At 66.6% G+C, this 24,333-nt stretch carries 21 protein-coding genes and 2 tRNA genes; 14 read left to right on the forward strand and 9 right to left on the reverse strand.

The genetic code is table 11. The features are described 5' to 3' along the window. Positions 1-32: 32 nt before the first annotated feature. From ACQR50_RS11045 to gap, 3 genes are read right to left on the reverse strand one after another with little or no spacing between them, the layout of a single operon-like run. Positions 33-1,232 carry a phosphoglycerate kinase gene (locus ACQR50_RS11045; RefSeq protein WP_428968354.1) on the reverse strand — a complete coding sequence of 400 codons (1,200 nt, stop codon included), beginning with the start codon at positions 1,230-1,232 and terminating at the stop codon, positions 33-35. Then, a complete protein-coding gene (locus ACQR50_RS11050) occupies positions 1,229-1,705 on the reverse strand; it encodes an MOSC domain-containing protein (RefSeq protein WP_428968355.1) in 477 nt (158 codons plus the stop codon). Before ACQR50_RS11050 ends, ACQR50_RS11045 begins: the two co-directional genes overlap by 4 nt. Next, the gene (gene gap / locus ACQR50_RS11055; RefSeq protein WP_394662531.1) at positions 1,705-2,715 is read right to left on the reverse strand and encodes a type I glyceraldehyde-3-phosphate dehydrogenase; all 1,011 of its coding nucleotides are present in this window, start codon (positions 2,713-2,715) and stop codon (positions 1,705-1,707) included. The genes ACQR50_RS11050 and gap overlap by 1 nt, the downstream gene beginning before the upstream one ends. Positions 2,716-2,906: 191 nt before the next feature. Between gap and ACQR50_RS11060 the strand changes: the two genes are divergently transcribed. The 4 genes from ACQR50_RS11060 to ACQR50_RS11075 all read left to right on the forward strand — a co-directional run bounded on the left by ACQR50_RS11060 (position 2,907) and on the right by ACQR50_RS11075 (position 4,363). Continuing rightward, positions 2,907-3,104: a hypothetical protein gene (locus ACQR50_RS11060; protein ID WP_056438135.1), complete on the forward strand. Its 198-nt coding sequence runs from the start codon at positions 2,907-2,909 to the stop codon at positions 3,102-3,104. Then, positions 3,104-3,409, forward strand: a complete 306-nt coding sequence (locus tag ACQR50_RS11065) for a cell division protein ZapA (protein ID WP_056438138.1) — start codon at positions 3,104-3,106, stop codon at positions 3,407-3,409. The genes ACQR50_RS11060 and ACQR50_RS11065 overlap by 1 nt, the downstream gene beginning before the upstream one ends. Before the next feature lie 220 nt (positions 3,410-3,629). After that, positions 3,630-4,163, forward strand: a complete 534-nt coding sequence (locus ACQR50_RS11070) for a 5-formyltetrahydrofolate cyclo-ligase (RefSeq protein WP_428968356.1) — start codon at positions 3,630-3,632, stop codon at positions 4,161-4,163. Then, entirely contained in the window at positions 4,160-4,363 is a 204-nt protein-coding gene (locus ACQR50_RS11075; RefSeq protein ID WP_076716699.1) for a DUF2842 domain-containing protein, read from the forward strand. Before ACQR50_RS11070 ends, ACQR50_RS11075 begins: the two co-directional genes overlap by 4 nt. Positions 4,364-4,515: 152 nt before the next feature. Here the strand turns inward: ACQR50_RS11075 and ACQR50_RS11080 are convergent. The 4 genes from ACQR50_RS11080 to ACQR50_RS11095 form a co-directional block, all read right to left on the reverse strand. Next, a tRNA-Asp gene (locus ACQR50_RS11080) sits at positions 4,516-4,592 on the reverse strand. 82 nt (positions 4,593-4,674) lie between these two features. Next, a tRNA-Asp gene (locus tag ACQR50_RS11085) sits at positions 4,675-4,751 on the reverse strand. Positions 4,752-4,808: 57 nt separating this feature from the next. Then, entirely contained in the window at positions 4,809-5,954 is a 1,146-nt protein-coding gene (locus ACQR50_RS11090) for an AI-2E family transporter (protein WP_428970688.1), read from the reverse strand. Between the two features lie 164 nt (positions 5,955-6,118). Next, positions 6,119-6,295, reverse strand: coding sequence for a hypothetical protein (locus ACQR50_RS11095; protein ID WP_167334663.1), 177 nt, complete (start codon positions 6,293-6,295; stop codon positions 6,119-6,121). Positions 6,296-6,424: 129 nt separating this feature from the next. Between ACQR50_RS11095 and ACQR50_RS11100 the strand changes: the two genes are divergently transcribed. The 5 genes from ACQR50_RS11100 to ACQR50_RS11120 all read left to right on the forward strand — a co-directional run bounded on the left by ACQR50_RS11100 (position 6,425) and on the right by ACQR50_RS11120 (position 11,506). Continuing rightward, complete coding sequence (locus tag ACQR50_RS11100) at positions 6,425-7,333, forward strand: acyl-CoA thioesterase (protein WP_428968357.1); 909 nt, start codon at positions 6,425-6,427, stop codon at positions 7,331-7,333. Positions 7,334-7,481: 148 nt separating this feature from the next. Further along, the gene (locus ACQR50_RS11105) at positions 7,482-8,723 is read left to right on the forward strand and encodes a TetR/AcrR family transcriptional regulator (RefSeq protein WP_428968358.1); all 1,242 of its coding nucleotides are present in this window, start codon (positions 7,482-7,484) and stop codon (positions 8,721-8,723) included. A 118-nt stretch (positions 8,724-8,841) separates the two neighbouring features. Continuing rightward, positions 8,842-9,345 (forward strand): EF-hand domain-containing protein, encoded by a 504-nt coding sequence (locus ACQR50_RS11110; protein WP_428968359.1) that lies wholly within the window; start codon positions 8,842-8,844, stop codon positions 9,343-9,345. Between the two features lie 95 nt (positions 9,346-9,440). Continuing rightward, a complete protein-coding gene (locus tag ACQR50_RS11115) occupies positions 9,441-10,160 on the forward strand; it encodes a response regulator (RefSeq protein ID WP_056438153.1) in 720 nt (239 codons plus the stop codon). A 50-nt stretch (positions 10,161-10,210) separates the two neighbouring features. Beyond that, positions 10,211-11,506 carry a HAMP domain-containing sensor histidine kinase gene (locus ACQR50_RS11120; RefSeq protein ID WP_428970689.1) on the forward strand — a complete coding sequence of 432 codons (1,296 nt, stop codon included), beginning with the start codon at positions 10,211-10,213 and terminating at the stop codon, positions 11,504-11,506. Between the two features lie 128 nt (positions 11,507-11,634). Here ACQR50_RS11120 and ACQR50_RS11125 read toward each other — a convergent pair whose 3' ends face one another. Both ACQR50_RS11125 and ACQR50_RS11130 read right to left on the reverse strand, forming a co-directional pair. After that, positions 11,635-13,116: an MFS transporter gene (locus ACQR50_RS11125; RefSeq protein WP_428968360.1), complete on the reverse strand. Its 1,482-nt coding sequence runs from the start codon at positions 13,114-13,116 to the stop codon at positions 11,635-11,637. Between the two features lie 31 nt (positions 13,117-13,147). Next, the gene (locus ACQR50_RS11130; protein WP_428968361.1) at positions 13,148-14,179 is read right to left on the reverse strand and encodes a LacI family DNA-binding transcriptional regulator; all 1,032 of its coding nucleotides are present in this window, start codon (positions 14,177-14,179) and stop codon (positions 13,148-13,150) included. Positions 14,180-14,384: 205 nt separating this feature from the next. On the opposite strand from ACQR50_RS11130, the gene ACQR50_RS11135 reads away from it, so the two are divergent. The 5 genes from ACQR50_RS11135 to ACQR50_RS11155 are packed head-to-tail and all read left to right on the forward strand — an operon-like array spanning position 14,385 to position 24,192. Beyond that, positions 14,385-17,132 carry a TonB-dependent receptor gene (locus tag ACQR50_RS11135; RefSeq protein ID WP_428968362.1) on the forward strand — a complete coding sequence of 916 codons (2,748 nt, stop codon included), beginning with the start codon at positions 14,385-14,387 and terminating at the stop codon, positions 17,130-17,132. Positions 17,133-17,187: 55 nt separating this feature from the next. Continuing rightward, a complete protein-coding gene (locus ACQR50_RS11140) occupies positions 17,188-18,714 on the forward strand; it encodes a tryptophan halogenase family protein (RefSeq protein WP_428968363.1) in 1,527 nt (508 codons plus the stop codon). Beyond that, positions 18,711-20,504, forward strand: coding sequence for an alpha-amylase family glycosyl hydrolase (locus tag ACQR50_RS11145; RefSeq protein WP_428968364.1), 1,794 nt, complete (start codon positions 18,711-18,713; stop codon positions 20,502-20,504). Before ACQR50_RS11140 ends, ACQR50_RS11145 begins: the two co-directional genes overlap by 4 nt. Next, positions 20,504-22,117: an alpha-glucosidase gene (locus tag ACQR50_RS11150; RefSeq protein ID WP_428968365.1), complete on the forward strand. Its 1,614-nt coding sequence runs from the start codon at positions 20,504-20,506 to the stop codon at positions 22,115-22,117. Before ACQR50_RS11145 ends, ACQR50_RS11150 begins: the two co-directional genes overlap by 1 nt. Further along, positions 22,114-24,192 (forward strand): glycoside hydrolase family 97 protein, encoded by a 2,079-nt coding sequence (locus tag ACQR50_RS11155; RefSeq protein ID WP_428968366.1) that lies wholly within the window; start codon positions 22,114-22,116, stop codon positions 24,190-24,192. The genes ACQR50_RS11150 and ACQR50_RS11155 overlap by 4 nt, the downstream gene beginning before the upstream one ends. Positions 24,193-24,333 lie beyond the last annotated feature (141 nt).

A 24,333-nucleotide genomic window follows, 5' to 3' on the forward strand; every position in this document is an offset into this window, starting at 1 on the left:
CGGGGTGATTGTCACGCCGAATGGACCGAGCGTCAGGCGGTCAGCGCGGCGACGCCGGGCAGGTCCTGCCCTTCCATCCATTCCAGGAACGCGCCGCCCGCCGTCGAGACGAAGGTGAACTGCGTGCCCACGCCCGCCTGGTTGAGCGCGGCAACGGTATCGCCGCCGCCCGCGACCGAGACGAGGCTGCCGTCCTGGGTCAGCGCCGCCGCCGTCTTGGCGAGCGCGACGGTCGCCATGTCGAAGGGCGGCGTCTCGAACGCGCCCAGCGGGCCGTTCCAGACCAGCGTACGACAGTTCTTCAGTACATCGCCCAGCGCCTCGACGGCATTGGGGCCGAGGTCGAGGATCATCTCGTCACCGGCGACTTCGTGGACGTTGACGGTGCGCGTCTCGGGGTTCGGCTTGAACTCCTTGGCGACTACGACGTCGTACGGCAGGTGGACCGTGCAGCCCGCCTTGTCGGCGGCGTCGAGAATCTCCTCGGCGGTGCCGGTCAGGTCATGCTCGCACAGCGACTTGCCCACATCAACCCCGCGCGCGGCGAGGAAGGTGTTGGCCATGCCGCCGCCGATGATGAGGTGATCGACCTTGCCGACCAGATGCTTGAGCACGGCGAGCTTGGTCGAGACCTTGGCGCCGCCGACCACGGCTGCGACCGGATGCTCGGGATTGCCGAGCGCCTTTTCCAGCGCGTCGAGTTCGGCTTCCATCGCCCGGCCAGCGAACGCCGGGAGGGCGCGTGCCAGACCCTCGGTCGAGACATGGGCGCGGTGCGCGGCCGAGAAGGCGTCGTTGACGTACAGGTCGCCCAGCTTGGCGATCCGTGCCGCCAGTTCCGGATCGTTCTTTTCCTCGCCCGCATGGAAGCGGGTGTTTTCCAGGATCGCGATATCGCCGGGGTTCAGCGTCGCGACGGCGGCCTCCGCCGCCTCGCCTGCCACATCGTCGATGAAGCGGACCGGACGGCCCAGCACGTCGCTGTACGGCTGGGTCAGCATCGCCAGCGAGAATTCGGGGTTACGCTGCCCCTTGGGGCGGCCGAAATGGGCGAGGATCAGGACGATCGCGCCCTTGTCGGCCAGTTCGGTCACGGTCGCGATCGTGGCGCGCAGGCGGGTGTCGTCGGTGACGCGGCCATCGGCCATCGGCACGTTCAGATCCTCGCGGACCAGCACGCGCTTGCCCTGGACATCGCCCATATCGTCGAGCGTCTTGAAGGCCTTGGTCATGATTCCTCGATCCTGATGTTATCGCCGATACGGATCGTGCCGCCCTCGATCACGCGGGTACATACACCGCCGCGCCAGTCGGGGGTCAGGGCCGCCTGCAATCCGTCGGCGATCGCGTCCATGCGGTGGCATGGATCGCATTCCATGGTGATTTGGAGAAGGACAGTCCCGACACGCAGCCGGGTGCCCGGAATTTGGGGAAGGTCGAAATCCTCGACCAGCAGGTTCGCACGGCGCTCCTGCCAGGGGATGTCACGGCCGATCTCGGCCAGCGCGGCGTCCCAGTCGGCGCGCTCGATCAGCGTGACCTGCCGACGCCCGCGACCGCCGGGCTTGATCCGCCCGCGCACATCGCCTTCCACGCCGCCTTCCAGGGTGACGATGGCGGTGTCGATCACCTCCATCGGCCCCTTCGGCACGGCATGGCGGGCGATGCCGGCCAGACGCCCGGTCATCGCCCGCCCGTCGCTCATCAGAGGAACTTCGCCATCGCGGTCGCGGTGTCGACCATGCGGTTCGAGAAGCCCCATTCATTGTCGTACCAGGACACGACGCGCACCAGCTTGCCGTCGATCACCGCCGTCTCCAGGCTGTCGACGGTCGAGGACTGCGGCGAGTGCATCAGGTCGATCGAGACGAGCGGCTCGTCGGTATAGACCAGCACGCCCTTCAGCGCCTCGCTCTCCGACGCGGCCTTCAGGATCGCGTTGACCTCTTCCTTGGTCGTGTCGCGCGCGGGCGTGAAGGTCAGGTCGACCAGGCTGACGTCGGGGGTCGGCACGCGGATGGCCGAGCCGTCCAGCTTGCCCTTCAGCTCGGGCAGAACCTCGCCCACCGCGCGGGCGGCACCCGTGGTGGTCGGGATCATCGACATGGCGGCGGCGCGGGCGCGACGCAGGTCGGGGTGGATCTGGTCGAGGATCTTCTGGTCGTTGGTATAGGCGTGGACCGTGGTCATCAGGCCGCGCTCGATGCCGATCGCGTCGTTCAGCACCTTGGCGACCGGCGCCAGGCAGTTGGTGGTGCAGGACGCATTCGACACGATGGTGTGGTCCGCGGTCAGCTTGTCATGGTTGACGCCGTAGACGACGGTCAGGTCGACATTCTTGCCCGGCGCCGAGATCAGCACTTTCTTGGCGCCCGCCGCGATGTGCTTCTCGCATGACGCCTTGTCGGTGAAGAAGCCGGTGCACTCCAGGACCAGGTCGACGCCCAGTTCCTTGTGCGGCAGGTTCGCCGGATCGCGCTCGGCGGTGACGCGGATGCGCTTGCCGTCGATCACGATGTCGTTGCCCTCGGCGGCGACTTCGCCCGGATAACGGCCATGGATGCTGTCGCGGCTGAACAGCCAGGCGTTCGACTTGGCGTCGGCGAGATCGTTGATCGCGACGAGTTCCAGCGCGTCGCCGCCACGCTCGAGGATCGCGCGCGCCACCAGGCGACCGATGCGGCCGAAACCGTTGATTGCAACCTTGACCGTCATGCCAGCAAGCTCCTGTCTTTTACGGGCCGTGCCATGGACGGCACCGCCCCCGGTTGGATGGAGATCGTTTCGACGATTCCACCGTTCGCGCCACGCCTTTCGGAGCCGCGCGAGTGTCTGTCAACCGCCCGAGCGCCCCCTATCGTCCAATTCCGGGTTGCCGCATGAGACCAGCCTGCTAAGCCCCTTTCATGCCCGAACCCATTGCCGACGACGTCCTTTCCTCCGTCGAGCGGATCGACCGCGCCATCGCCCGCATCGAAGGGGCGATCCGAAATCGCGCCGCCAAGGAAGACGCGCTTGCCCGCCGTCACGCCGCGCTGAAGGCGCGCATGGCCGAGGCGGTGACCGCGCTCGACGATGTCATCACCCGGGGGAGCGTCGCCTGATGGCCGAAGTGACGATCCAGGTCGGCGACCGCCCCCACACCGTCTATTGCCAGGACGGCGGCGAGGCGCGCGTCCGCATGCTGGGCCAGATGCTCGACCAGCGCTGGTCGGCGGCGCTGCGCGCTTCGGGCGGCCATAATGGCGAACGGGCGCTGCTGTTCGTCTCGCTGATGCTGGCCGATGCGCTGGAAGAGGCCGAACGGCGTCCGCCCGCCGGCGCGGCGGTCAGCGAGGCCGCGCTCGCCCGCATCGCCGAGCGGCTGGAAGGACTGGCCGATGCACTTGATGAGGAAAGCCGCCCTTGAGTAACGCGGAGCCCTCGCCTACATGGGTCGGCGGCGGGCTCTGCCCGGTACGAGCCACGATAATCCCTGAGGCTATTCTTCATCCAAGGGGGCTGTCCCTGCCCGGACCCTGGTCCGACGTACATGGTCCCCACCTGACGTATTGGGCGTCAGTGGATATTACGGCAAACGGCCATGGCGGTCCCGCCACCCGCCCTTACCCCGATCGTCATCGCGCATCATGATCGACAAGCGCGCCCTACGCGCCCGGATGCGGGCGGTGCGCGACGCGCATGGCCCCGGCCTTCTGCCGGTGGCGCGGTCCTTTCTGGACCGCCTGCTCCCCCATCAAATCATCGCAGCCTATCGCCCCTTGGGAGCGGAAGCGGACCCGGCGCTGTGGGTCGAGGCGGCGCTGCATGCCGGGGCGACAATCGCCCTGCCCCATGTCACCGACCGCGCCAGCCCGATCCGCTTCCTGACATGGGCGGACGGCGAGGATCTGAATGTCGGCGCCTTCGGACTGCATCAGCCTGCCCCTAACGCCCCCGAATGCCGCCCGGACATCATCCTGACGCCCCTTGTCGGCTTCGACCGGCGCGGAAATCGGCTGGGACAGGGCGCAGGGCATTATGACCGCGCTTTTGCGGCCAACCCCGATGCCTGGCGCGTGGGCATCGCCTGGAGCGTCCAGGAGGTCGAGGAACTGGTGCCCGACAGCTGGGACGTGCCGCTCCACGCCATCGCTACCGAATCGGAATGGATCGTCCCATGACCCCCAGTTGGCGCAAACCTGCCGGTATGCTGCTGATCGTCGCGATCATCATCGTCTGGGCGATGCTGGTCGCCAGCCTGTCCGGCGTGGTCGGGCAATGGCATTGGGTGCTGCAGCTGGTTTTCTATGTCGTAGCGGGGATCGTGTGGATCACGCCGATGAAGCCCCTGCTGCGCTGGATGGAGGGCGGGCGGCGATAGGACTTCCCCTGGTCTTCGACTGCGCTCAGGCCGAACGAAGGTAGGCAGTATTGGGAATGGGTAATTTCGGGGAGCAATCTGCCCAGACCAATGCTGAGACGCCCCCAAACCGACAATGTCTGTGCTGAAAACAAAAGCGCCATCCCGAAGGATGGCGCGAGTGACGGGGCTCGAACCCGCGACCTCCGGCGTGACAGGCCGGCGCTCTAACCAACTGAGCTACACCCGCTTGAAAGCCATGTGATGCCAACCGAAACCGGCATCGGCCCCATGTGGGGATTTCGATATTTTCAGCCATTCTCCGGAGAGGATGGCGCGAGTGACGGGGCTCGAACCCGCGACCTCCGGCGTGACAGGCCGGCGCTCTAACCAACTGAGCTACACCCGCTGAAAGCGTCGAGGCGCGCCAACTAGGCGAGCGTTCCGAACCTGTCAACGCATCATTTCATTTTTCTTGCGGAACGTCTTCCGGGTCGGTCTCGCGGTCGAGATGGGTGAGGGTTCCATGCTCGAACAGGAAGCCTGCGATGTCGGGCTTTCCGGCCGCCTTCAGGACGGTTTGCAGGATGATGAGCAGCGGCACGGCCAGCAAGGCCCCCGTGGTGCCCCAGACCCATCCCCAGAAGCTCAGCGAGACCAGGATGAGCACCGGGCTGATGGTCAGACGATGCCCGACGATCAGCGGGGTGATCAGGTTCGCCTCGATCAGGTGCATCCCGTACATGATCGCGGGCGGCGCCAGCGCGACCCAGATGTCGCTGAACGTCATCAGGCCGCCGACCGCCAGCAGCATCGCGCCGATCACCGGCCCGAAATAGGGGATATAGTTGAGCAGCGCGACGATACCGCCCCACATGAGCGGATAGGGCATACCGAACAGCGACAGCGCGCCCGCCACCGCACCGCCCAGCGCGAGGTTGATGATCGTGATCGTGCCCAGATAGGCCGAGACGTCGTCCACGACCTCCTGAATGACGCGCGCGGTCGCCATCGCACCATCGAAACTGGTCCGCCCGCGAATCGTCTCGCGCCGCATCCGGGTCCAGCCCGACAGCACGAAGAAGACGACGAGGACGCCGAACAGGAACTGGACGATCAGCCCCGGTGCCGAGGTCGCCGCCAGCTCCAGGATCGAGCTGGGGGGCGAGACGGCCGCGGTCTGCGGCTGGCGGATCGGGGTGGAGGCGACCTGCCGCAGCGCCTTGTTCACATAGCGCTCGAGGCTGGAATAGAGATCGAGCAGCGGCGCCAGATTGTCCTGGATGCGCCCGATCCGGCTGGGCAACAGACGGAAGAAGTCGGTCGCGGGCACGATGATTGCCGCCAAGGCGATATTGGCGACGATCAGGAACAGGAGGACGCACATCAGCGCAGCCAGCGCCGAGGGCACGCGTCGCCGCTCCAGCCATTCCAGGATCGGGACCAGCGCGATCGCGATGACCAGCGCCGTCGTCAGCGGCAGGAAGAATTCGGCCCCCTCGCGCAGCGCGAAGGGCAAGGCGAGGATGAACCCCGCCCCCGCCGTCAGGGTCAGCCCGGCCAGCAGCCGGTCGCGGCGCATCGCGATCCGCACCGCATCGCGCGGCCCCATGCCCAATGGCGTTCCCAGGATCGAATCACCGGCGGGAAAGGCCTTGTCGACCAGCTCGTCTTGCGCGTCACTCATGACAGTCACGTTAGCGGCTTTCCGAGCACAGGAAAGCCGCTAACGCCGCGTTTGCATGACGTTTATGTCATGTCGGGGAAGACGCCGCCCTACCAGGCGCGGGGGATACCGCCGGTCCGCTCGGCCACCGCATTTTCGATCGACTGAAGCTGGGTACGGCTGAGCACCCCGGCCTCCATCAGGTGACGCATCAGTTCCTCGGTCAGCGCCGCCAGAAAGTGCAGCTCGGCACGCTCCGAGGTGCCGTCTTCGTTCAAACCGTCCATCGCCTTCTCCCAGCCAGTTCGTCGAGGCCATGTGTAGCGAGCACCCCTATGGCGTAAAAGCCTTTTCGGGTGAGGCCGCCGGACAGGCCATTATTGACGTTTACGTCAACGTACAGCATCACTCCCGGCATGGATCGCAACCCCCGCCCCCGTTTCTCCCCCGAACAACTGGCCCAAGGCTTGGTCGCGCTGCTGGATGTCGAGGAGATCGACACCGATCTGTATCGCGGCGCACGTCGACCCGGCGGCGAGGGCCGCGTCTTCGGCGGACAGGTGATCGCCCAGGCGTTGCAGGCGGCGCAGCGATCGACCGAGGCCCCCAAGGTGGCGCACTCGCTCCACGCCTATTTCATGCGGCCGGGCGATGAGCGCTTCCCGATCACCTACCGGGTGGAGCGTGATTTTGAGGGGCGCAGCTTCGCGACGCGCCGGGTAATCGCGGTGCAGAAGGGCAAGCCGATCCTGAACCTCGCCTGCTCGTTCCAGACGCCCGAGGACGGGATGCACCATCAGGATGCGATGCCCGACGTCCCCGCGCCCGATACCCTGCCCTCCGAACGCGAATTGCTGGATAGTCTGGGCGAACAGGTGCCCGCCCCCATCCGCGCCTTTCTGGAACGGCCGCGTCCCATCGAATTGCGCACGGTCGATCCCCGCCAGTTGCTCGCCCCCGAACCGCGCGACCCCGCACAGGCGATCTGGTTCCGGCTGGTCGCGCCGATCGGCGACGATCCCGCGCTGCACCGGGCGATCCTGGCCTATGCCAGCGACTTCGCGCTGCTCGGCACCTCGACGCTGCCGCATGGGATCAACTGGCTGATCCACGACATGCAGACCGCCAGCCTCGACCATGCGCTATGGCTGCACGAGCCGTTCCGGGCCGACGAATGGCTGCTTTATACGACCGACAGCCCCTGGGCGGGCCACGCCCGCGGGTTCAACCGAGGCCGTATCTTCGCCGCCGATGGCCGTCTGGTCGCCAGCGTCGCGCAGGAGGGACTGATCCGGCTGCGCAGCGCGCCCCATCTAAAGACCTGATCGGGCATACCGCTTTTTGGAGAGCCCCGGAAATTCCGACGATTTCCACCGGGAAAGCGGTGAAATGACGGTGACGGGCGAGACTTTCGCTTCTAAACACCGGTGATCGCTCGCGCTGCGACCGATGTGCACGGAGGGGATGGAAGGCATGGCGGCGACGTCCGTCGGTGAAGCGCGCAATACCGACCGCTATCTGCAAAAGCGGGACGCCATTCTGGCGGCTGCGGCACAGGTCATCAACGAGCAATCGGCCAAGGGCATGACCTTTGCCGATGTCGCACGGCGGGTCGGGCTGAACACCACCAGCGTCACCTATTATTTCCGCCGCAAGGAAGACCTGGCGGCGGCGGCGTTCGAGCATACGTTGGAACGGCTGCTGGAGATGCTGGCCGAGGCCGCCGAGGCGCCGACGCCGCAAACCCGCGTCGCCCGTTATCTGTCGATCAACATGGCGCGGCTGGCGCGGATCGAACGCGGTGAGGAAACGCCCTTCGCCGTGCTCTCCGATCTGCGCGCCATGGAGGAGCCGCTGCGCGGCCAGTTGATGGCCGGATGGCAGAAGGTCTTCCGCGCCACCCGCAGCCTGTGGGGCCCCGCGCCCAGCCGTGCACATACCGACCTGTACGGTGCGCGCGCGCATGTTTTGCTGGAGAACACCTTCTGGCTTCCCATGTGGCTCGACCGTTACGAACCCGATCAATATGGCCGGGTCGAGGAACGGCTGCTCGACGTGCTGAGCCACGGCATCGCCGCCCCCGGATCGACCTGGAACCCCACCATGCTCGACATGGATGCGCCAAGTGCGCGGGACGGCGAGCCCGGACACGAGGCGTTCCTGCTGGCGGCGACGCGACTCATCAACCAGCTTGGCTATCGCGGCGCCAGCGTGCAGCGCATCGCCTCCGAACTGAACGTCACCAAGGGCAGCTTCTACCATCATCTCGATGCCAAGGACGATCTGGTCGCCGCCTGTTATCGCCGCAGCTTCGACACGATCACCGCCGCGCAGCAGCTGGCGGACGCCGCCGGGGGCAGCCACTGGCACCGGCTGTCGAGCGCGATCGCGACCCTGCTCGACATCCAGTTCGCCGAGTGCGGACCGCTGCTCCGCACCAGCGCGCTGTCCAGCCTGTCGGGCGAGGTGCGCGCGCAGATGGTCGACCGCTCCAACCGGATCGCGCGGCGCTATGCGGGCACGATCATGGACGGGGTCGGCGAAGGATCGATCCGCGCGGTGGACGCTCTGATCGCCGCGCAGGCGCTGATGGCGATCCAGAACGCCGCCTTCGACATGCGCAAATGGGCCGGAACGATGGAGCGTCCCCACGCCATCGCGCTCTACGCCTCGACCATCCTCTACGGCATGTTCGACGATCGTTTCCTGGGCTGACGCGCACAATTTGCGACAAAAGCGGAGCGAACCCGACATGATCGGGGGACAGCCGGGATGCAAAAGGGTCATCGTTCGGCAGGGACTTGCCCCTCGCCACCAAGAGGATGCCCAATCCATGCGAAAGCCCCTGTTTGGCCTTTCCCCCGCCCTGCTGCTGGGCGCGACGCTGCTCACCGCGACCGCCGTCCAGGCGCAGAGCGATGCCCCGCCGCCGCCCGGTGGAGGCATGCGCGGCGGCCTGATGGGCGTGCAGCCCGACGCCGGCGGCAACATCACCCGCACCGCTGCGTTGGCCGCCGCAGACCAGCGCTTCGCCGCGATGGATGCCAATCACGACGGCACCGTCACCCCCGACGAGATGCGCGCCTATCGCGAGCAGCGCCGCGCCGAACACGCCGCGCGCCGCCCCGGCGGCGAGCGCCTCGGCCGCCCCGCGCCCCAGCCGATCACCGCCGACGCCTTCCGCGCCCGCGCCGCCGCGATCTTCGACCGGCTCGATACCAATCATGACGGCAAGGTCGACGCCGCCGAACGCGCCGCCGCACCGCGCTGGGGCGGTCGCCGGGGCGGCGGGATGAACCCCTCCGGCCCGCAGCCGTCCCCGACCGACGCGGACTGAACCGCCAAGCGGAAGGGACGGGCCATTCTTCCCCGAGTTTCCTTCATGCCCCGTCCCTTTTGCGGCCCGCGCCCGCCATGCTAGACCCCGAACCCATGTCCGAAACGCCGCATTTGCTGCTCGTCGATGACGAGCGTTCGATCCGCGAGCCGCTGGCCGTCTATCTGACCAAACAGGGTTTTCGCGTCACCCAGGCGGGCGATGCCGCCTCGGCGCGCACGCGGCTGGCCGCCTATGCGATCGACCTCGTCATCCTGGACATCATGATGCCCGGCGAGGACGGCCTGAGCCTGTGCCGCCATATCGCGGCGACCAGCGAGGTGCCCGTCATCCTGCTGACCGCCCGCGCCGAGGAAACCGACCGGATCGTCGGGCTGGAGATGGGCGCGGACGATTATGTCGTGAAGCCCTTTTCGCCGCGCGAACTGGCGACCCGCGCCAAGGTCGTGCTGCGCCGGACCCAGGCGGGCGGCGCACGCCATCATGCGCCTGACAGCGGCTCCTATGCCTTTGCGGGCTGGGTGCTGAAATCGGGCGAGCGCTCGCTGGTCGACCGCGAGGGGGTGTCGGTGATGCTCTCGACCGGCGAGTACAACCTGCTGCTGGCGCTCGTCAGCCGCCCGCGCCAGGTGCTGACCCGCGACCAGCTGCTCGACCTGACCCAAGGGCGCGAGGCCGCGGCCTTCGACCGGGCGATCGATAACCAGGTCAGCCGTCTGCGCCGCAAGATCGAGGCGGATCCCAAGTCGCCCGAGATCATCAAGACCGTCTGGGGTGGCGGCTACACGCTTGCCGCCGAAGTCACCCGCCTGTGAAGCCTGGAGCGGTGACGCTGCGTTTCTGGCCGCGTCGGCTGGCGGCGCAGATGGCCGTCCTGCTCGCCATCGCGCTGTTCGTCGCGCAGGCGATCAACTTCACCCTGCTCCTGCACGAACGCCGCAGCCTGATCCTGGAACAGACATCGGGCCCCGCCATCGCCCGGCTGAACGACGCGATCGAGCGGGCCGCAAGCGGCAAGCCGCTTCCCCCCGATCGCGGGCGGGTCCGGGCCTCGGCGGCCAATCCGATCCGGCCCAACCTGCCCCGCGTGCCCGAAGTGGAAGCACTCATTCGCGAGGGGTTGGCCGAGCTCGGGCATCCGGTTGCGCGGGTCGTGACCGGCGTCCGCCCGTTCCAACCCGAGGATTTCGACTGGCCGCGCCGTCGTTTCGACCGGCGTCGCCATCCGGCGATGGAGTTGCTGATCGCGGTCGAGCGGACGGGTGGCGGCTGGCTGGTTACACGGTCCTTCTGGCCGAGCGACGAGATGACCTTGGTCTGGCGCCTGATCGCGCAGACGCTGATCCTGTACGGCATCATCCTGTTGCCGGTGCTGTGGATCGGGCGACGGATTTCGCGCCCCTTGCGCGACCTGACCCGTGCGGCCGAGCGGTTCGATCCCCGTGCGCCGGGGGAGACCATTCCCGAACAGGGGCCGCTCGACGTGTCCGGCCTGATCGCCGCCTTCAATGCGCTGCGCCTGCGGATCGCGGCGATGCTGGAGGAAAAGGACCGGATGCTTGGCGCGATCGGGCATGACTTGCGCACGCCGCTCGCGGCGCTGCGCGTACGCATCGAGTCGGTCGAGGACGAGCAAGACCGGCTGCGCATGGCCGACACCGTCGCCGAGATGAACAAGACGCTGGAGGACATACTCTCGCTCGCCCGCATGGGGCGGCCCAGCGAGGCGGAAACCGACGTCGACCTGAACGCGCTGGTCGATGCGGTGGTCGCCGACTTCCACGATCTGGGGCAGGATGTCAGTTTCGAGGAAGGCGGGCGACTGCGGCTGAAGCTGCGGCCGTCGCTGATGCGGCGCGCGGTGCGCAACCTGATCGAGAATGCGATCAAATATGGCCATGCCGCCGATGTCCGCATCGACGCGAAGCCCCAACATGTCGCGATCACCGTCGCCGACCAGGGACCCGGCATTGCCGAGGATCAACTTGAGACGGTCTTCGATCCCTTCACCCGGTTGGAAACCTCGCGCAATCGCGAGACCGGCGGCGTCGGCCTGGGCCTAGCGCTCGCCCGCTCAATCGTGCGTGAGGCGGGCGGCGATATCCGGCTCGCCAACCGGCCCGAAGGCGGATTGGCGGCGACGATCACCCTGCCCCGCTAATCCTCCCCGGCACGGGGAGGTGGCAGGCCGAAGGCCTGACGGAGGGGGGCTTCCGCAACGGATGTCCTTGGTGGCACGCCCCCTCCACCACCGCTGCGCGGCGGTCCCCCTCCCCGTACCGGGGAGGATCAAGCGTCCCGCGCCACCCGCAGCATCGCCATCGCGGCCAGCGTCATCACCCCGGCGGCGACCGCCATCGCCCAGACGAGGTTGCCGGGGAAGAAGTGCCCGACCACCGCACCCATGATCGATGACACGATCAGCTGCGGCAACACGATAAAGATGTTGAACAAACCCATGTAAATACCAAGCTTTTCGGCAGGAAGCGCGGCCGACAGGATGGCATAGGGCATGGTCAGGATCGACGCCCAGGCGATGCCGACCAGCACCATCGATGCCATCAGCCACCACGCATCGCGGATCACGAGGAACGAGGCGAACCCGGCGGAACCACAGAGCAGCCCCAGGATATGCGTGTTTCGCCGTCCGATCGCCTTGGCGAGCGACGGCAGCGCAAAGGCCCAGAGCGTCGCCACCCCGCTATAGACCGCAAACAGCACACCGACCCAGTTCGCCCCCTCGTTGAACGCGGCACTGTTCGCATTGCTGCTATGGAAAACCCGCTCGGCGACGATCGGCGTCGTGTAGATCCACATGATGAACAGCGCCGACCAGGTGAAGAACTGGACGAGCGCCAGCCGCTTCATGGTCTCCGGCATCGCCGCCAGATCGGCGAGGATCTGGCTGAGCGCATTGCCGCTGCGCCCGCCCCGGACCAGTGCAGCGCTGGCGATCTTGGCCAGTCCAAAAGCGATCAACCCGCCGCCCAGCAGATAGACCGGCTTGTCCAGGCCCAGCCAGCCCACGCCCGCCACGACCAGCGCACCAGCAACGATCCAGAGCGGCGCGGCGCCGATCCGGTCGCTCGGGGCCGCATCGCTTCGCACGGCCTGTCCGTCGTCGTTCTCGGCAAAGGCGGCGAGTTGCTGCGGCGAATATTCGCGCGTGGTCAGGACCGTCCACAGCACCGCGACGAACAGCGCCGCCGCGCCGATGTAAAAGCCGTAGCGCACCGACGGCGGCACCTCGCCCGGCCCTGCCACATTCGCGACATGGAACACATCGGTCAGCAGCATCGGCGCCAACGAACCCAGCACCGCCCCGGCGCCGATGAACCCCGTCTGGAACGCATAGCCCGCCGTCCGCTGGCGGCTGGGTAACATATCGCCGACAAAGGCACGGAACGGCTCCATCGAGATGTTGAGCGAAGCGTCGAGCAGCCACAACAGCATCGCCGCCGCCAGCAGCCCGCCCGCATTGGGCATGCCCACCAGCGCCAGCGTCGCCAGCACGGCGCCGGCCAGGAAATAGGGCCGCCGCCGCCCGAACCGACCCCAGGTCCGGTCGCTATAATGACCGATCACCGGCTGGACGAGCAGCCCGGTCAGGGGCGCTGCGATCCACAGGAACGCGAGGTCCTTCTCGGCGGTGCCCAGCGACTGGAAGATGCGGCTGACATTGGCGTTTTGCAGGGCAAAGCCGATCTGGATGCCGAAAAAGCCGAACGAGGTGTTCCATAACCCCCAAAAGCCCTGACGCGGCTTCTCCATAACCTCTCCCAAAATCTTGTTATCGTTATGATTATGGCCTGATGCTGGACCCGCGCACGACCAGCGTGGCGGGCAACAGATTGGGCGGCGGCGACGTCCCCCCGATCTCGGCGAGCAGCGCGCGGACCAGCAACCGCCCTGCCGCCGCCGCGTCCTGCACCACGGTCGTCAGCGGCGGGTGCGCGAAGCTCGCCGCCGGAATATCGTCGAACCCGACCAGCGAGACATCGGCGGGCACGCGCAATCCCGCCTCGGCCAGCACACGCATGGCGGCCAGCGCGATCAGGTCGCTCGCCGCCATGATGCCGTCGAATGGCTTGCCCCGCGCCAGCAGCTCGCGCGCGGCGCGTTCGCCTTCCTCCTCGCTGGAAATGGCACCGACCTGGAACGCGGCGTCGCAAGCCAGCCCTGCCTCGGACAGGGCGTCGCAATAGCCCCGATAACGATCGTGGAATTCGGGATAATGGTCGGTCGCATCGCCCAGGAAGGCGATGCGCTTGCGCCCCTGCGCGATCAGGTGCCGTGTCGCCGCCAGCGCGCCCGCATGATTGTCGCAGCCGATGGTCAGCCCCGGCTGCCCCGGTGCGACCGAGCCCCAGCGCACGAAATGCGTGCCGCGCGCGACCAAAGTCTCCAGCTGTTCGCGATAGGCGGCATAGTCGCCATAACCCAACAGGATCAGCCCATCGGCGCGGTGGCTGTCCTCATAATCGGCCTGCCAGTTGCTGGTCGGGTTCTGGAACGAGACCAGCAGATCGTACCCGACCTCGGCACAGCTCTCCATGATCGAGCCCAACATGCCGAGAAAGAAGGGATTGATCAGCGTGCGCCCCGGCGAGGGATCGCGGAACAGGAGGAGCGCCAGCGTCCGTGTCTGCCCGCTGCGCAGGTTCGACGCGGCGCGATCGACCGTATAGTTCAGGGTCTTGGCGATCGCCTCGATCCGGGCACGCGTGGCCGCGCTGACCGAAGGGCTTCCCCGGAGCGCACGACTGACCGTCGGCTGCGATACGCCCGCCATCTGCGCGATGTCGAACGACGTGGGCTTACGCGGACCGGTCAAATCAGTACTTCCTCCTCTCCCCTTCGCTTACCGGCTTTCATGACGCGGGTTAAGCCGAAGTGCTGTCGTAATAATGCAACAGGCCGAACCGGCCGCATTGAATACGTATGCGGCTTTATTCCTTTTCATCGCGCAGCATTTCACAGGAGGGGCAACAACCATACCCGTCCTTTGAACGATGACGGGGTTTCCTGGAGGGGATTTCATGACGGTTCGCCCTGTGGCGCCGGCCGATGCCGCGCGCTCGTTCCTGAAGCTCGGGGTCAGCACGCTGGCCATGATCGTGGCCGCACCGGTCTTTGCGCAAAGCGTCACGGTCGTGCCCGCGCCCGCCACCAATGCCCAGACCGACACCGCCGCCGAGCAGGCGCAGGCGGATTCCGAACCGGGCGACATCGTCGTCACCGGCTTTCGCGCCGCGCTGGAAAATGCCGTCGCCGAAAAGAAGAACCGCGATCTGGTCGTCGAGTCCGTCTCGGCCGAGGATATCGGCAAGCTGCCCGACGCCTCGATCGCCGAGTCCATCGCCCGCCTGCCCGGCGTCACGTCGCAGCGGGTCAACGGGCGCTCCAACGCCATCTCGATCCGCGGCTTCGCGCCGGACTTCTCGACCACGCTGCTCAACGGCCGCGAGCAGACCTCGACCGGCGACAACCGCGCCGTCGAATATGACCAGTATCCGGCGGAAGTCGTCAACCAGGTCCTGATCTACAAGACCGCCAATGCCGGGCTGATCGGCCAGGGCCTGTCGGGCACCGTCGACCTGAAGACCATCCGTCCGCTCGATTACGGCAAGCGCGTGATCTCGGTCGGCGCGCGCGGCACCTATGCCGATATCGGCAAGCTGAATGCGGGTTCGAAGGACTTCGGCTACCGCGCCAGCGCGACCTATGTCGACCAGTTCGCCGACGACACGATCGGCGTCGCTCTGTCGGCCAGCTATCTCAACGAACCATACCAGATTCAGGAAGGCAATGCCTGGGGCTATGCGCAGACGACGGTGGGCGGCCAGACGGTCGACGTCATCGGCGGCTCGAAATCCTATGTCACCTCGACCACGCTGAAGCGGCTGGGCCTGTCGGGCACGGTGCAGTGGCGGATGAGCGACAGTTTCACCAGCACGCTGGACGGCTTCTATTCCGACTTCGACGACGACCAGATCAAGCGCGGTATCGAACTGCCGCTGCAATGGGGTTCGGGCACCGCACTGACCAATGCGGTGGTAAATAACGGCCTCGTCACCTCGGGCACGTTCAACCGCGTCGAGGGCGTCGTCCGCAACGACTCGTTCCAGCGCAAGGCCAAGCTCTATTCGTTCGGTTACAACGGCAAGTACAAGGGCGATGACGGCTGGAGCGCGTTCATCGACCTCAGCTATTCCAAGACCGATCGCGACGAGATCACGCTCGAGACGTATAGCGGCACCGGCTATGGCCAGGGCAATGGCGCGACCGACACGATCGGCTTCACCACGGGGCGCAACGGCACCGTCTTCCAGCCGACGCTCAACTATTCCGACCCCAACCTGATCCAGCTGACCGATCCGCTGGGCTGGGGCGGCTCGACGCGGCAGACGGGCTATTTCAACGATCGCCAGATTCGCGACGAGATCAAGCAATACCGGGTCGAGATCGAACGCCAGGTCGAGACGCCGATCGTCAGCGCGCTGCGCTTCGGCCTGAACTATACCGATCACGCCAAGTCGCTGGCGCCCAACGAGTCGTTCGTCACCCTGCCGAACGGCGCATTCATCGCACCGTTGCCGCAGCAATATCGCCAGACGCCGACCGACCTGACCTATCTGGGTCTGGGGCCGATGCTCAGCTATGATCCGCGCGCGCTGCTGGCGGGTGGCGTGATCGTGCTGACCCCGAACACCAGCCCCGACGTGCCCGCCAAGGCGTACACCACCACCGAGCATCTGATGACCGCCTATCTCCAGGCGGACCTGAAGGCGCAGCTGGGCGCGGCCGAGCTGACCGGCAATATCGGCGTGCAGGCGGTCGGCACCGAGCAGAAGTCGCGCGGGCTGATCTATAACGGCACCGGCTATACCAACATCGCGCAAGGCGACGATTATTGGGACATCCTGCCCAGCGCCAACCTGTCGCTGCGCCTGCCGACCGACTGGGTATTCCGCGTCGCCGCCGCGCGCCAGATGATGCGGCCACGCTTCGACGATATGCGCGTCGCCCTGTCCTATGGCTTCGATGCGCAGCAGGGCCTGATCTCGGGCAATGGCGGCAATCCGTATCTGCGCCCGATCCGCTCGAACTCGTTCGACGTGACCGTGGAGAAATATTTCGGCACGCGCGGCTATCTGGCGGCCCAGGGTTTCTACAAGGATCTCAAGAGCTTCGTTTACAATCTTGAGCAGCCTTACGACTATACGGGTCTGCCGCTGCCCGCCTCGCTGCCCGCGGGCATCCCGACGCAAGGGCGCATCACCCGCCCGATTAACGGTACCGGCGGCAAGATCTACGGCGTCGAGCTGGCGGGCACGCTGCCGCTGGGTCAACTAGTCGGCTTCCTCGACGGCTTCGGCCTGACCGGCGGCGGGTCCTACACCAAGACCGAGATCACCCCGACGCCGGGCGGCGAGCCCGAGGACATTCCCGGCTATTCCCGCTGGGTGGCGAACGGCACCGCCTTCTTCGAGAAGTGGGGCCTGAATATCCGTGGCTCGGTCCGCTACCGCTCGACCTTCGTGGGTGAGCTGTCAGGCTTCGGCGCCAATCGCGTTCGCCGCCGCGCGATCGACGAGACGATCGTCGACGGCCAGATCGGCTATGACTTCCAGGAAGGCACGTTCAAGGGCCTGTCGATCTTCGTGCAGGGCCAGAACCTGACCGACACCCCGTTCGTCACGACCAATGCCGGTCGCCGTGACGAGGTGATCGACTATCAGAGCTATGGCCGCCGGTTCCTGGCCGGGTTTACCTATCGCTTCTGATGACCCTATTTCCCGCGCCGATCCAACGGTCGGCGCGGGTTTCGTGAGACGCCGCATGGACGCCGCCCCTTCCGCAGACCATATCGCTCAACGGGTCGTGATCGTCGGCGGCGGCACGGCCGGTTGGATGGCGGCAGCGGCCCTCGCCCGGTTCGCACCCGCTTCCACCCGCATCACCCTGATCGAATCCGACGCGATCGGAACGGTCGGCGTGGGTGAGGCGACCATTCCCGGCATCCGCCTGTTCAACCAAATGCTCGGACTGGACGAGGCCGAGTTCCTCCGCGCGACGAACGGCAGCTTCAAGCTGGGTATCCGGTTCGAGGGCTGGTCGGGCGAAGGCAGCGGCTATCTCCATGCCTTTGGCAGCATCGGGCGCGGTCTGGGCCTCGTCCCCTTCCATCATTACTGGCTGCGCGGCGGCGGGGCGGCGAACCCGGCCTCGCTCTGGGGCCATATGCCGAGCGCACAAGCCGCTATGGCGGGTCGCTTCGCCCCCGATCCCGGCCGTCCCGACCTGCCGAGCGGCCTGGCCTGGGCCTATCATTTCGATGCCAGCCACTACGCCGCGCTACTCCGCCGCCATGCGGAAGGCGCTGGCGTGGTACGGGTGGAGGGGCGCATCGCCTCGGTCGCGCGTGATGCGGGCGGGCGGATCGACCATGTCGTGCTCGACGGCGGTCAGGCCCATGCGGGCGACCTGTTCGTCGACTGCACGGGTTTCCGCGCGCTGCTGATCGGCGAGACGCTGGCCGAGCCGTTCGACGACTGGTCCGAGTTTCTCCCCTGCGACCGCGCGCTGGCGGTGGCGGGCGAGCGGACCAGCCCCCTGCCCCCCTATACCCGCGCGATCGCACATGGCGCAGGCTGGCGGTGGCGCATTCCGCTTCAGCACCGCACCGGCAATGGCCTGGTCTATGACAGCCGCCATCTCTCGGACGACGAAGCCGCCCATCGCCTGCTGACCGCGCTGAACGGCGAGGCGATGGGCGAGCCGCGCCGCTTGCGCTTCACCACCGGACGGCGGCGGCGTGCCTGGGTCGGGAACTGCGTCGCCCTGGGTCTGGCGGCAGGGTTTCTGGAGCCGCTGGAGTCGACGAGCATCCACCTCATCCAGTCGGGCATTGCTCGGCTGCTCGACTATTGGCCGGGGACGATCCCGCCAGCCGTCGAGATCGATGCCTATAATCGCGAGACGGCGGCCGAGTGGCTGGCGATCCGCGATTTCCTGATCCTGCATTACCATGCCAATGCGCGCCCCGAGCCCTTCTGGACCGAGCGGCGGGCGGTGCCCCTGCCCGATAGCCTGGCCGCCCGGATCGCGCTGTTCCGTGCGAACGGTCGGTTCCGTCGGGAGGGCGAGGAACTCTTCGCCGAACCCGCCTGGGCCCAGGTGATGATCGGCCAGGGCATCGTCCCTGCCGGACATCATGCGCTCGCCGATGCGCTGTCGGCGGACGAGCTCGACGATTTCCTCAGCCTCACCCGGCGTCACGCCGCGCAGGTGGCCGCCCGGCTACCGACGCACGACGCCTTCCTCGCCGCGCATTGCGCCGCCCCTGCCCCGAAGGTTTTTGCATGAAGACGCTGCTGCTCGCGCTCCTCGCGACCGCCACGCCGCTCGCCGCACAGGATTATCGCCAGCGCCTGCCGCAGGACGAGGTGATCTACTTCGTCCTGCCCGACCGGTTCGAGAATGGCGACGCCGCCAATGATCGCGGCGGGTTGAAGGGCGGGCCGCTGACCACCGGTTTCGATCCGACGCACAAGGGCTTCTACCATGGCGGCGACCTGAAGGGGCTGACCAAGCGGCTCGACTATATCCAGGGCCTGGGCGCGACCGCGATCTGGCTGGGGCCGATCTTCAAGAACAAGGCCGTGCAGGGCGCCAAGGGCCAGGAGAGCGCGGGCTATCACGGCTATTGGATCACCGACTTCACCACGGTCGACCCGCATCTGGGCAGCGAGGCGGACCTGCGCGCCTTCATCGCGGCGGCGCATGGCCGGGGGATGAAGGTCTATATGGACATCATCGTAAACCATACGGCGGACGTGATCCAGTATCGCGAATGCGCCGAAGGCTCGCCTTGCCCGTATCGCGACCGTGCGACCTACCCCTATCAGCGGCGCGGCGGCGTGAAGGGCGCGGCGATCAATCCGGGCTTTCTGGGTGACGACGTGCAGACGACGGCCAACTTCGCGAAGCTGACCGACCCGAACTACGCCTACACCCCTTACGTGCCCGCAGCCGAGAAGAACGCCAAGACCCCCGCCTGGCTCAACGATCCCGTCTATTATCACAATCGCGGCAATACGAGCTTCGAGGATGAAAGCTCGACCACCGGCGACTTTTCGGGACTGGACGATCTCTACACCGAAAATCCGCGCGTCATTGCGGGCATGATCGACATTTACGGCAGCTGGATCGACCGGTTCGGCATTGACGGCTTCCGCATCGACACCGCCAAGCATGTGAACCCGGCGTTCTGGCGCAGTTTCGTCCCCGCCATGCTGGACCGCGCCAAGGCGAAGGGCATTCCGAATTTCCACATCTTCGGCGAGGTGACGGCGGGGATGGAGCCGGGTGCACTGGCCCGCTGGACCAAGATCGCCGATTATCCCGCGGTGCTCGACTTCGCCTTCATGAACGCGGTGATCCAGACGGTCGCCGAGAACAAGCCGACCCGCGTGCTGTCCAACCTGTTCGAGGGCGATGTGCTGTACGCCAAGGGCGAGGCGACGGCGGAGATATTGCCGACCTTTCTCGGCAATCACGACCATGGCCGCTTCGCGCGCGACGTGCGGGCCGCGAACCCCGATGCTTCGGACGAGGAAATCCTGAAGCGGGTCGAACTCGGCCACGCCATGCTGCTGACGCTGCGCGGGGTGCCGACCATCTATTCGGGCGACGAACAGGGTTTCGCGGGCGACGGCAACGACCAGGACGCGCGTGAGGACATGTTTGCCAGCAAGGTCGCCAGCTATAACGACAACAGGCTGGTCGGCACGGCCAAGACGACCGCGACCGACAGCTTCGTGCCCAGCCACCCACTCTATCGCGAGATCGCGACCCTCGCCCGGCTGCGCACCGCCAATCCGGCGCTGACACGGGGGCGGCAGGTGATCCGCGCGCGCGGCGATGCACCTGGCCTGTTCGCGGTGTCGCGCTTCGATCCCGCCACGGGGCGCGAATATGTGATCGCCTTCAACACCTCGGCCAAACCTTTTGCTCAGGCCGTGCAGATTGAAACGGCATCGCAACGTTTCGCCACCATGGCCGGCACCTGTGCCCCGACCGCCGCCGCGCCGGGGAGCCTGATGTTGGAATTGCCCGCTTTCGGCTATGCCGTCTGCGCGGCGGAGAGCCGTTGATGACCGAGACTGCCTATAAGCCCGCGCGCCCCTGGTGGAAGGGCGCGGTGATCTATCAGATTTATCCGCGCAGCTTTGCCGACAGCAATGGCGATGGCATCGGCGACCTGCCGGGCATTACCGCGCGGCTGGACCATGTGGCCAGCCTGGGGGTGGATGCGATCTGGCTGTCGCCCTTCTTCACCTCGCCGATGAAGGATTTCGGTTATGACGTGGCGGATTACCGCGATGTCGATCCGATCTTTGGGACGCTGAAGGACTTCGACGCGCTGGTGGCGCGGGCGCACGAACTGGGGCTGAAGGTCGTCATCGACCAGGTGTACAGCCACACCTCCGACGAGCATCCCTGGTTCACCGAAAGCCGGTCCAGCCGCACCAATGCCCGCGCCGACTGGTATGTCTGGGCCGATGCCAAGCCCGACGGCTCGCCGCCGTCCAACTGGCAGTCGGTGTTCGGCGGCCCCGCCTGGACCTGGGACGCACGACGCGGGCAATATTATCTGCACAATTTCCTGAAGGAGCAGCCGCAGCTTCACGTCCACCACCCCGAGGTGCAGGCCGAATTGCTGGCGACGGCGCGCTTCTGGTTGGACCGGGGGGTGGACGGCTTCCGGCTCGATGCGATCAACTTCATGATGCACGAGCCGACGATGCGCGATAACCCGCCAGCGCCGGACACGGGCAAGACTCGCACCCGGCCGTTCGACTTCCAGCTGAAGCTCTACAATCAGAGCCACGCCGACATCGTGCCGTTCCTGGAGCGTATCCGCGCCACGCTGGACGAGTATGGCGACCGCTTCACCGTGGCCGAGGTCGGCGGCGACGAGGCGGATCGCGAGATGAAGCTGTTCACCGCCGGGGACCATCGGCTGAATACGGCTTACGGCTTCGACTTCCTCTATGCCGATCGGTTGACCCCGCGCATCGTCGCCGAGGCGGTCGCGAAATGGCCCGCCGAGCCGGGCATGGGCTGGCCGAGTTGGGCGTTCGAGAATCATGACGCGCCGCGCGCCGTGTCGCGCTGGGCGACGCCCGAACACCGCGATGCCTTTGCGCGGATGAAGATGCTGTTGCTGCTGTCGCTTCGCGGCAATGCCTTTGTCTATCAGGGTGAGGAGCTGGGGCTGACCCAGGTCGATGTGCCCTTCGAGCGGCTGGTCGATCCGGAAGCGATCGCCAACTGGCCGCTGACCTTGTCGCGCGACGGCGTACGCACGCCGATGCCGTGGAGCAGTAACGCGCGTCATGGCGGCTTTTCGGACGCCGAGCCCTGGCTGCCGGTCGGGCCGGACCATGCCGCGCTGGCGGTCAACCGGCAGGACGGCGACCCGGACTCGCTGCTGAACCTCACCCGTCGCCTCGTCCGCCTTCGGGCCGAGACGCCCGCACTGGCGGTCGGCGGCCTGACGCTGCTCCACGCCGACGAACAATTGCTCGCGTTCGAGCGGCGCGAGGGCGACCAGCGCCTGCTCTGCCTGTTCAATCTGGGCGATACGCCCGTGACCCTGCCCCCTGCCCTGCCGCGTGGGCAGCGGGTGCTGGTCCAGATCAATAGCGCCGCCGACGAACGCCTGGGCGCGTTCGGGGCGGCGATCCGGGAGATGACTGCATGAAGACGACCATTGCCATCGGCCTCGGCCTCATTGCGAGCGGAGCGTTGGCCCAGAATGGCCCCGCCGACCCGGCGGTCAACGAGACGTTCAAATTCGCCAAACCCGCGGGCCAGCCCGATGCGATCGAAACCTCGCCCGACGGCAAGATCACCGTGCAGGTCTCCACCGACAATGACGGTCGTGCGGTCTATATGATCGCTAGGGGCGGCAAGGCGATCGTCGCGCCGTCGCGGCTGGGCATGATGTTCACCGACGCGCCCAAGATCGAACGCGGCATGAAGATCGAGGCGGTCACCCATGCCAAGTCCGACACCAGCTGGACCCAGCCCTGGGGCGAATGGCGCACCATCCGCGACAATCACCGCGAGATGCGCGTTCGCCTGATGGAATCGAGCGCGCTCCATCGCCGCTATGACGTGGTGTTCCGGGTGCAGGACGATGGTGTCGGCTTCCGCTACGAATTTCCCGAGCAGCAGGCGCTTCCACACGCGAACATCGCCGAGGAGCTGACCGAGTTCAACATCGCGCAGAACGGCACCGCCTGGTGGAAGCCCGCCTTCCTGTGGAACCGCGAGGAATATCTCTACAACCGCACGCCCATCACGGCGGTCGGCACGGCGGCAACGCCGATCACGATGAAGCTGGACGACGGCACCCATATCGCCATCCATGAGGCGGCGTTGGTCGACTATGCCGGTATGGGGCTGATGAAGACCGAGGGGAACAGCTTCAAGGCGGTCCTCACCCCCGGCTCGGGCGCGCCCAAGGTGGTGAAGGCGGGTGCCTGGACGACGCCGTGGCGCACCTTCCTGATCGCGCCGGATGCGGGCGGGCTCTACATGAGCCATCTGATGCTCAACCTGAACGAGCCCAACAGGCTGGGCGACGTGTCCTGGGTCAAGCCCGGCAAGTTCGTCGGCGTCTGGTGGAAGATGATCAAGGGCGAATGGAGTTGGGCGCGCGGGCCTCGCCACGGTGCGACCACCGCGAATGTGAAGACCTATATAGATTTCGCCGCCAAATACGGCATTCCTGGCGTGCTGGTAGAAGGGTGGAATATCGGCTGGGACGGCGACTGGGCGGGCAATGGCTCGGCGATGCAGTTCGCGACCCCGGCGGAGGATTTCGACGCCGATGCGCTGGCGCAATACGCCAAGACCAAGGGCGTCTCGCTGATCGGCCATCACGAGACCGGCGGCGCGGTCAGCCATTATGAGAGCCAGTTCGACCCGGCGTTCAAGTTCGCCGCCGATCATGGCGAGCGGGTGGTCAAGACCGGCTATGTCGCCGATGCCGGGCAGATCGAGCGGGTGAACGCCGATGGCTCGGTGAGCCGCGAATGGCATGAAGGCCAGTGGATGGTGAACCACCATCTCCGCGTGTTGCAGGCCGCCGCCAAGTACAAAGTGTCGATCGACTCCCACGAGCCGGTCAAGGACACGGGCTTGCGCCGCACCTATCCCAACTGGCTGGCGCGGGAAGGCTCGCGCGGGATGGAGTATAATGCCTGGCCCGGCAAGAACCCGCCCGAGCATGAGGTCAACCTGGCCTTCACCCGGATGCTGGAAGGGCCGATGGACTTCACGCCGGGCGTGCTCAGCCTGACCGGCAGCGACAACAGCCCGATCCAGTCGACCATCGCCAAGCAGCTGGCGCTCTATGTGGTGCTCTACTCGCCGGTGCAGATGGCGGCCGACACGCCGGAGAATTATGCGAAATACCCGCAGGCGTTCCGCTTCATCGCGGATGTGCCGGTGGACTGGGAGGACAGCCGCGTGCTGAACGGCGAGGTCGGCGATTACGTCACCTTCGCGCGGCGGGATCGCAAGAGCCGCGACTGGTATGTCGGGTCGATCACCGACGAGAATGCGCGGGAGCTGACCGTCACGCTCGACTTCCTCGATCCGGGCAAGCGTTACGAGGCGCAGGTTTACAAGGATGGCCCCGGTGCGACCTATGCCACCGATGCGCGCCATTCGATCGCGTTCGAGACTAGGCGGGTGAAGAAGGGCGATACGCTGACCCTCTCCCTCGCTCCCGGCGGCGGCCAGGCGATCCGGTTGAAGGCGCTGTAACCCCCCAAATCCTCCCCAAGCTATGCTTGGGGAGGGGGACCATCGCGTCAGCGATGGTGGAGGGGCGGACGGACCGGCCATGCCCCTCCACCACGGCCTTCGGCCGCGGTCCCCCTCCCCATCTGACGATGGGGAGGATTG

The organism is Sphingomonas sp. Xoc002 (genome assembly GCF_050408055.1).
GTDB lineage: Bacteria > Pseudomonadota > Alphaproteobacteria > Sphingomonadales > Sphingomonadaceae > Sphingomonas > Sphingomonas yabuuchiae.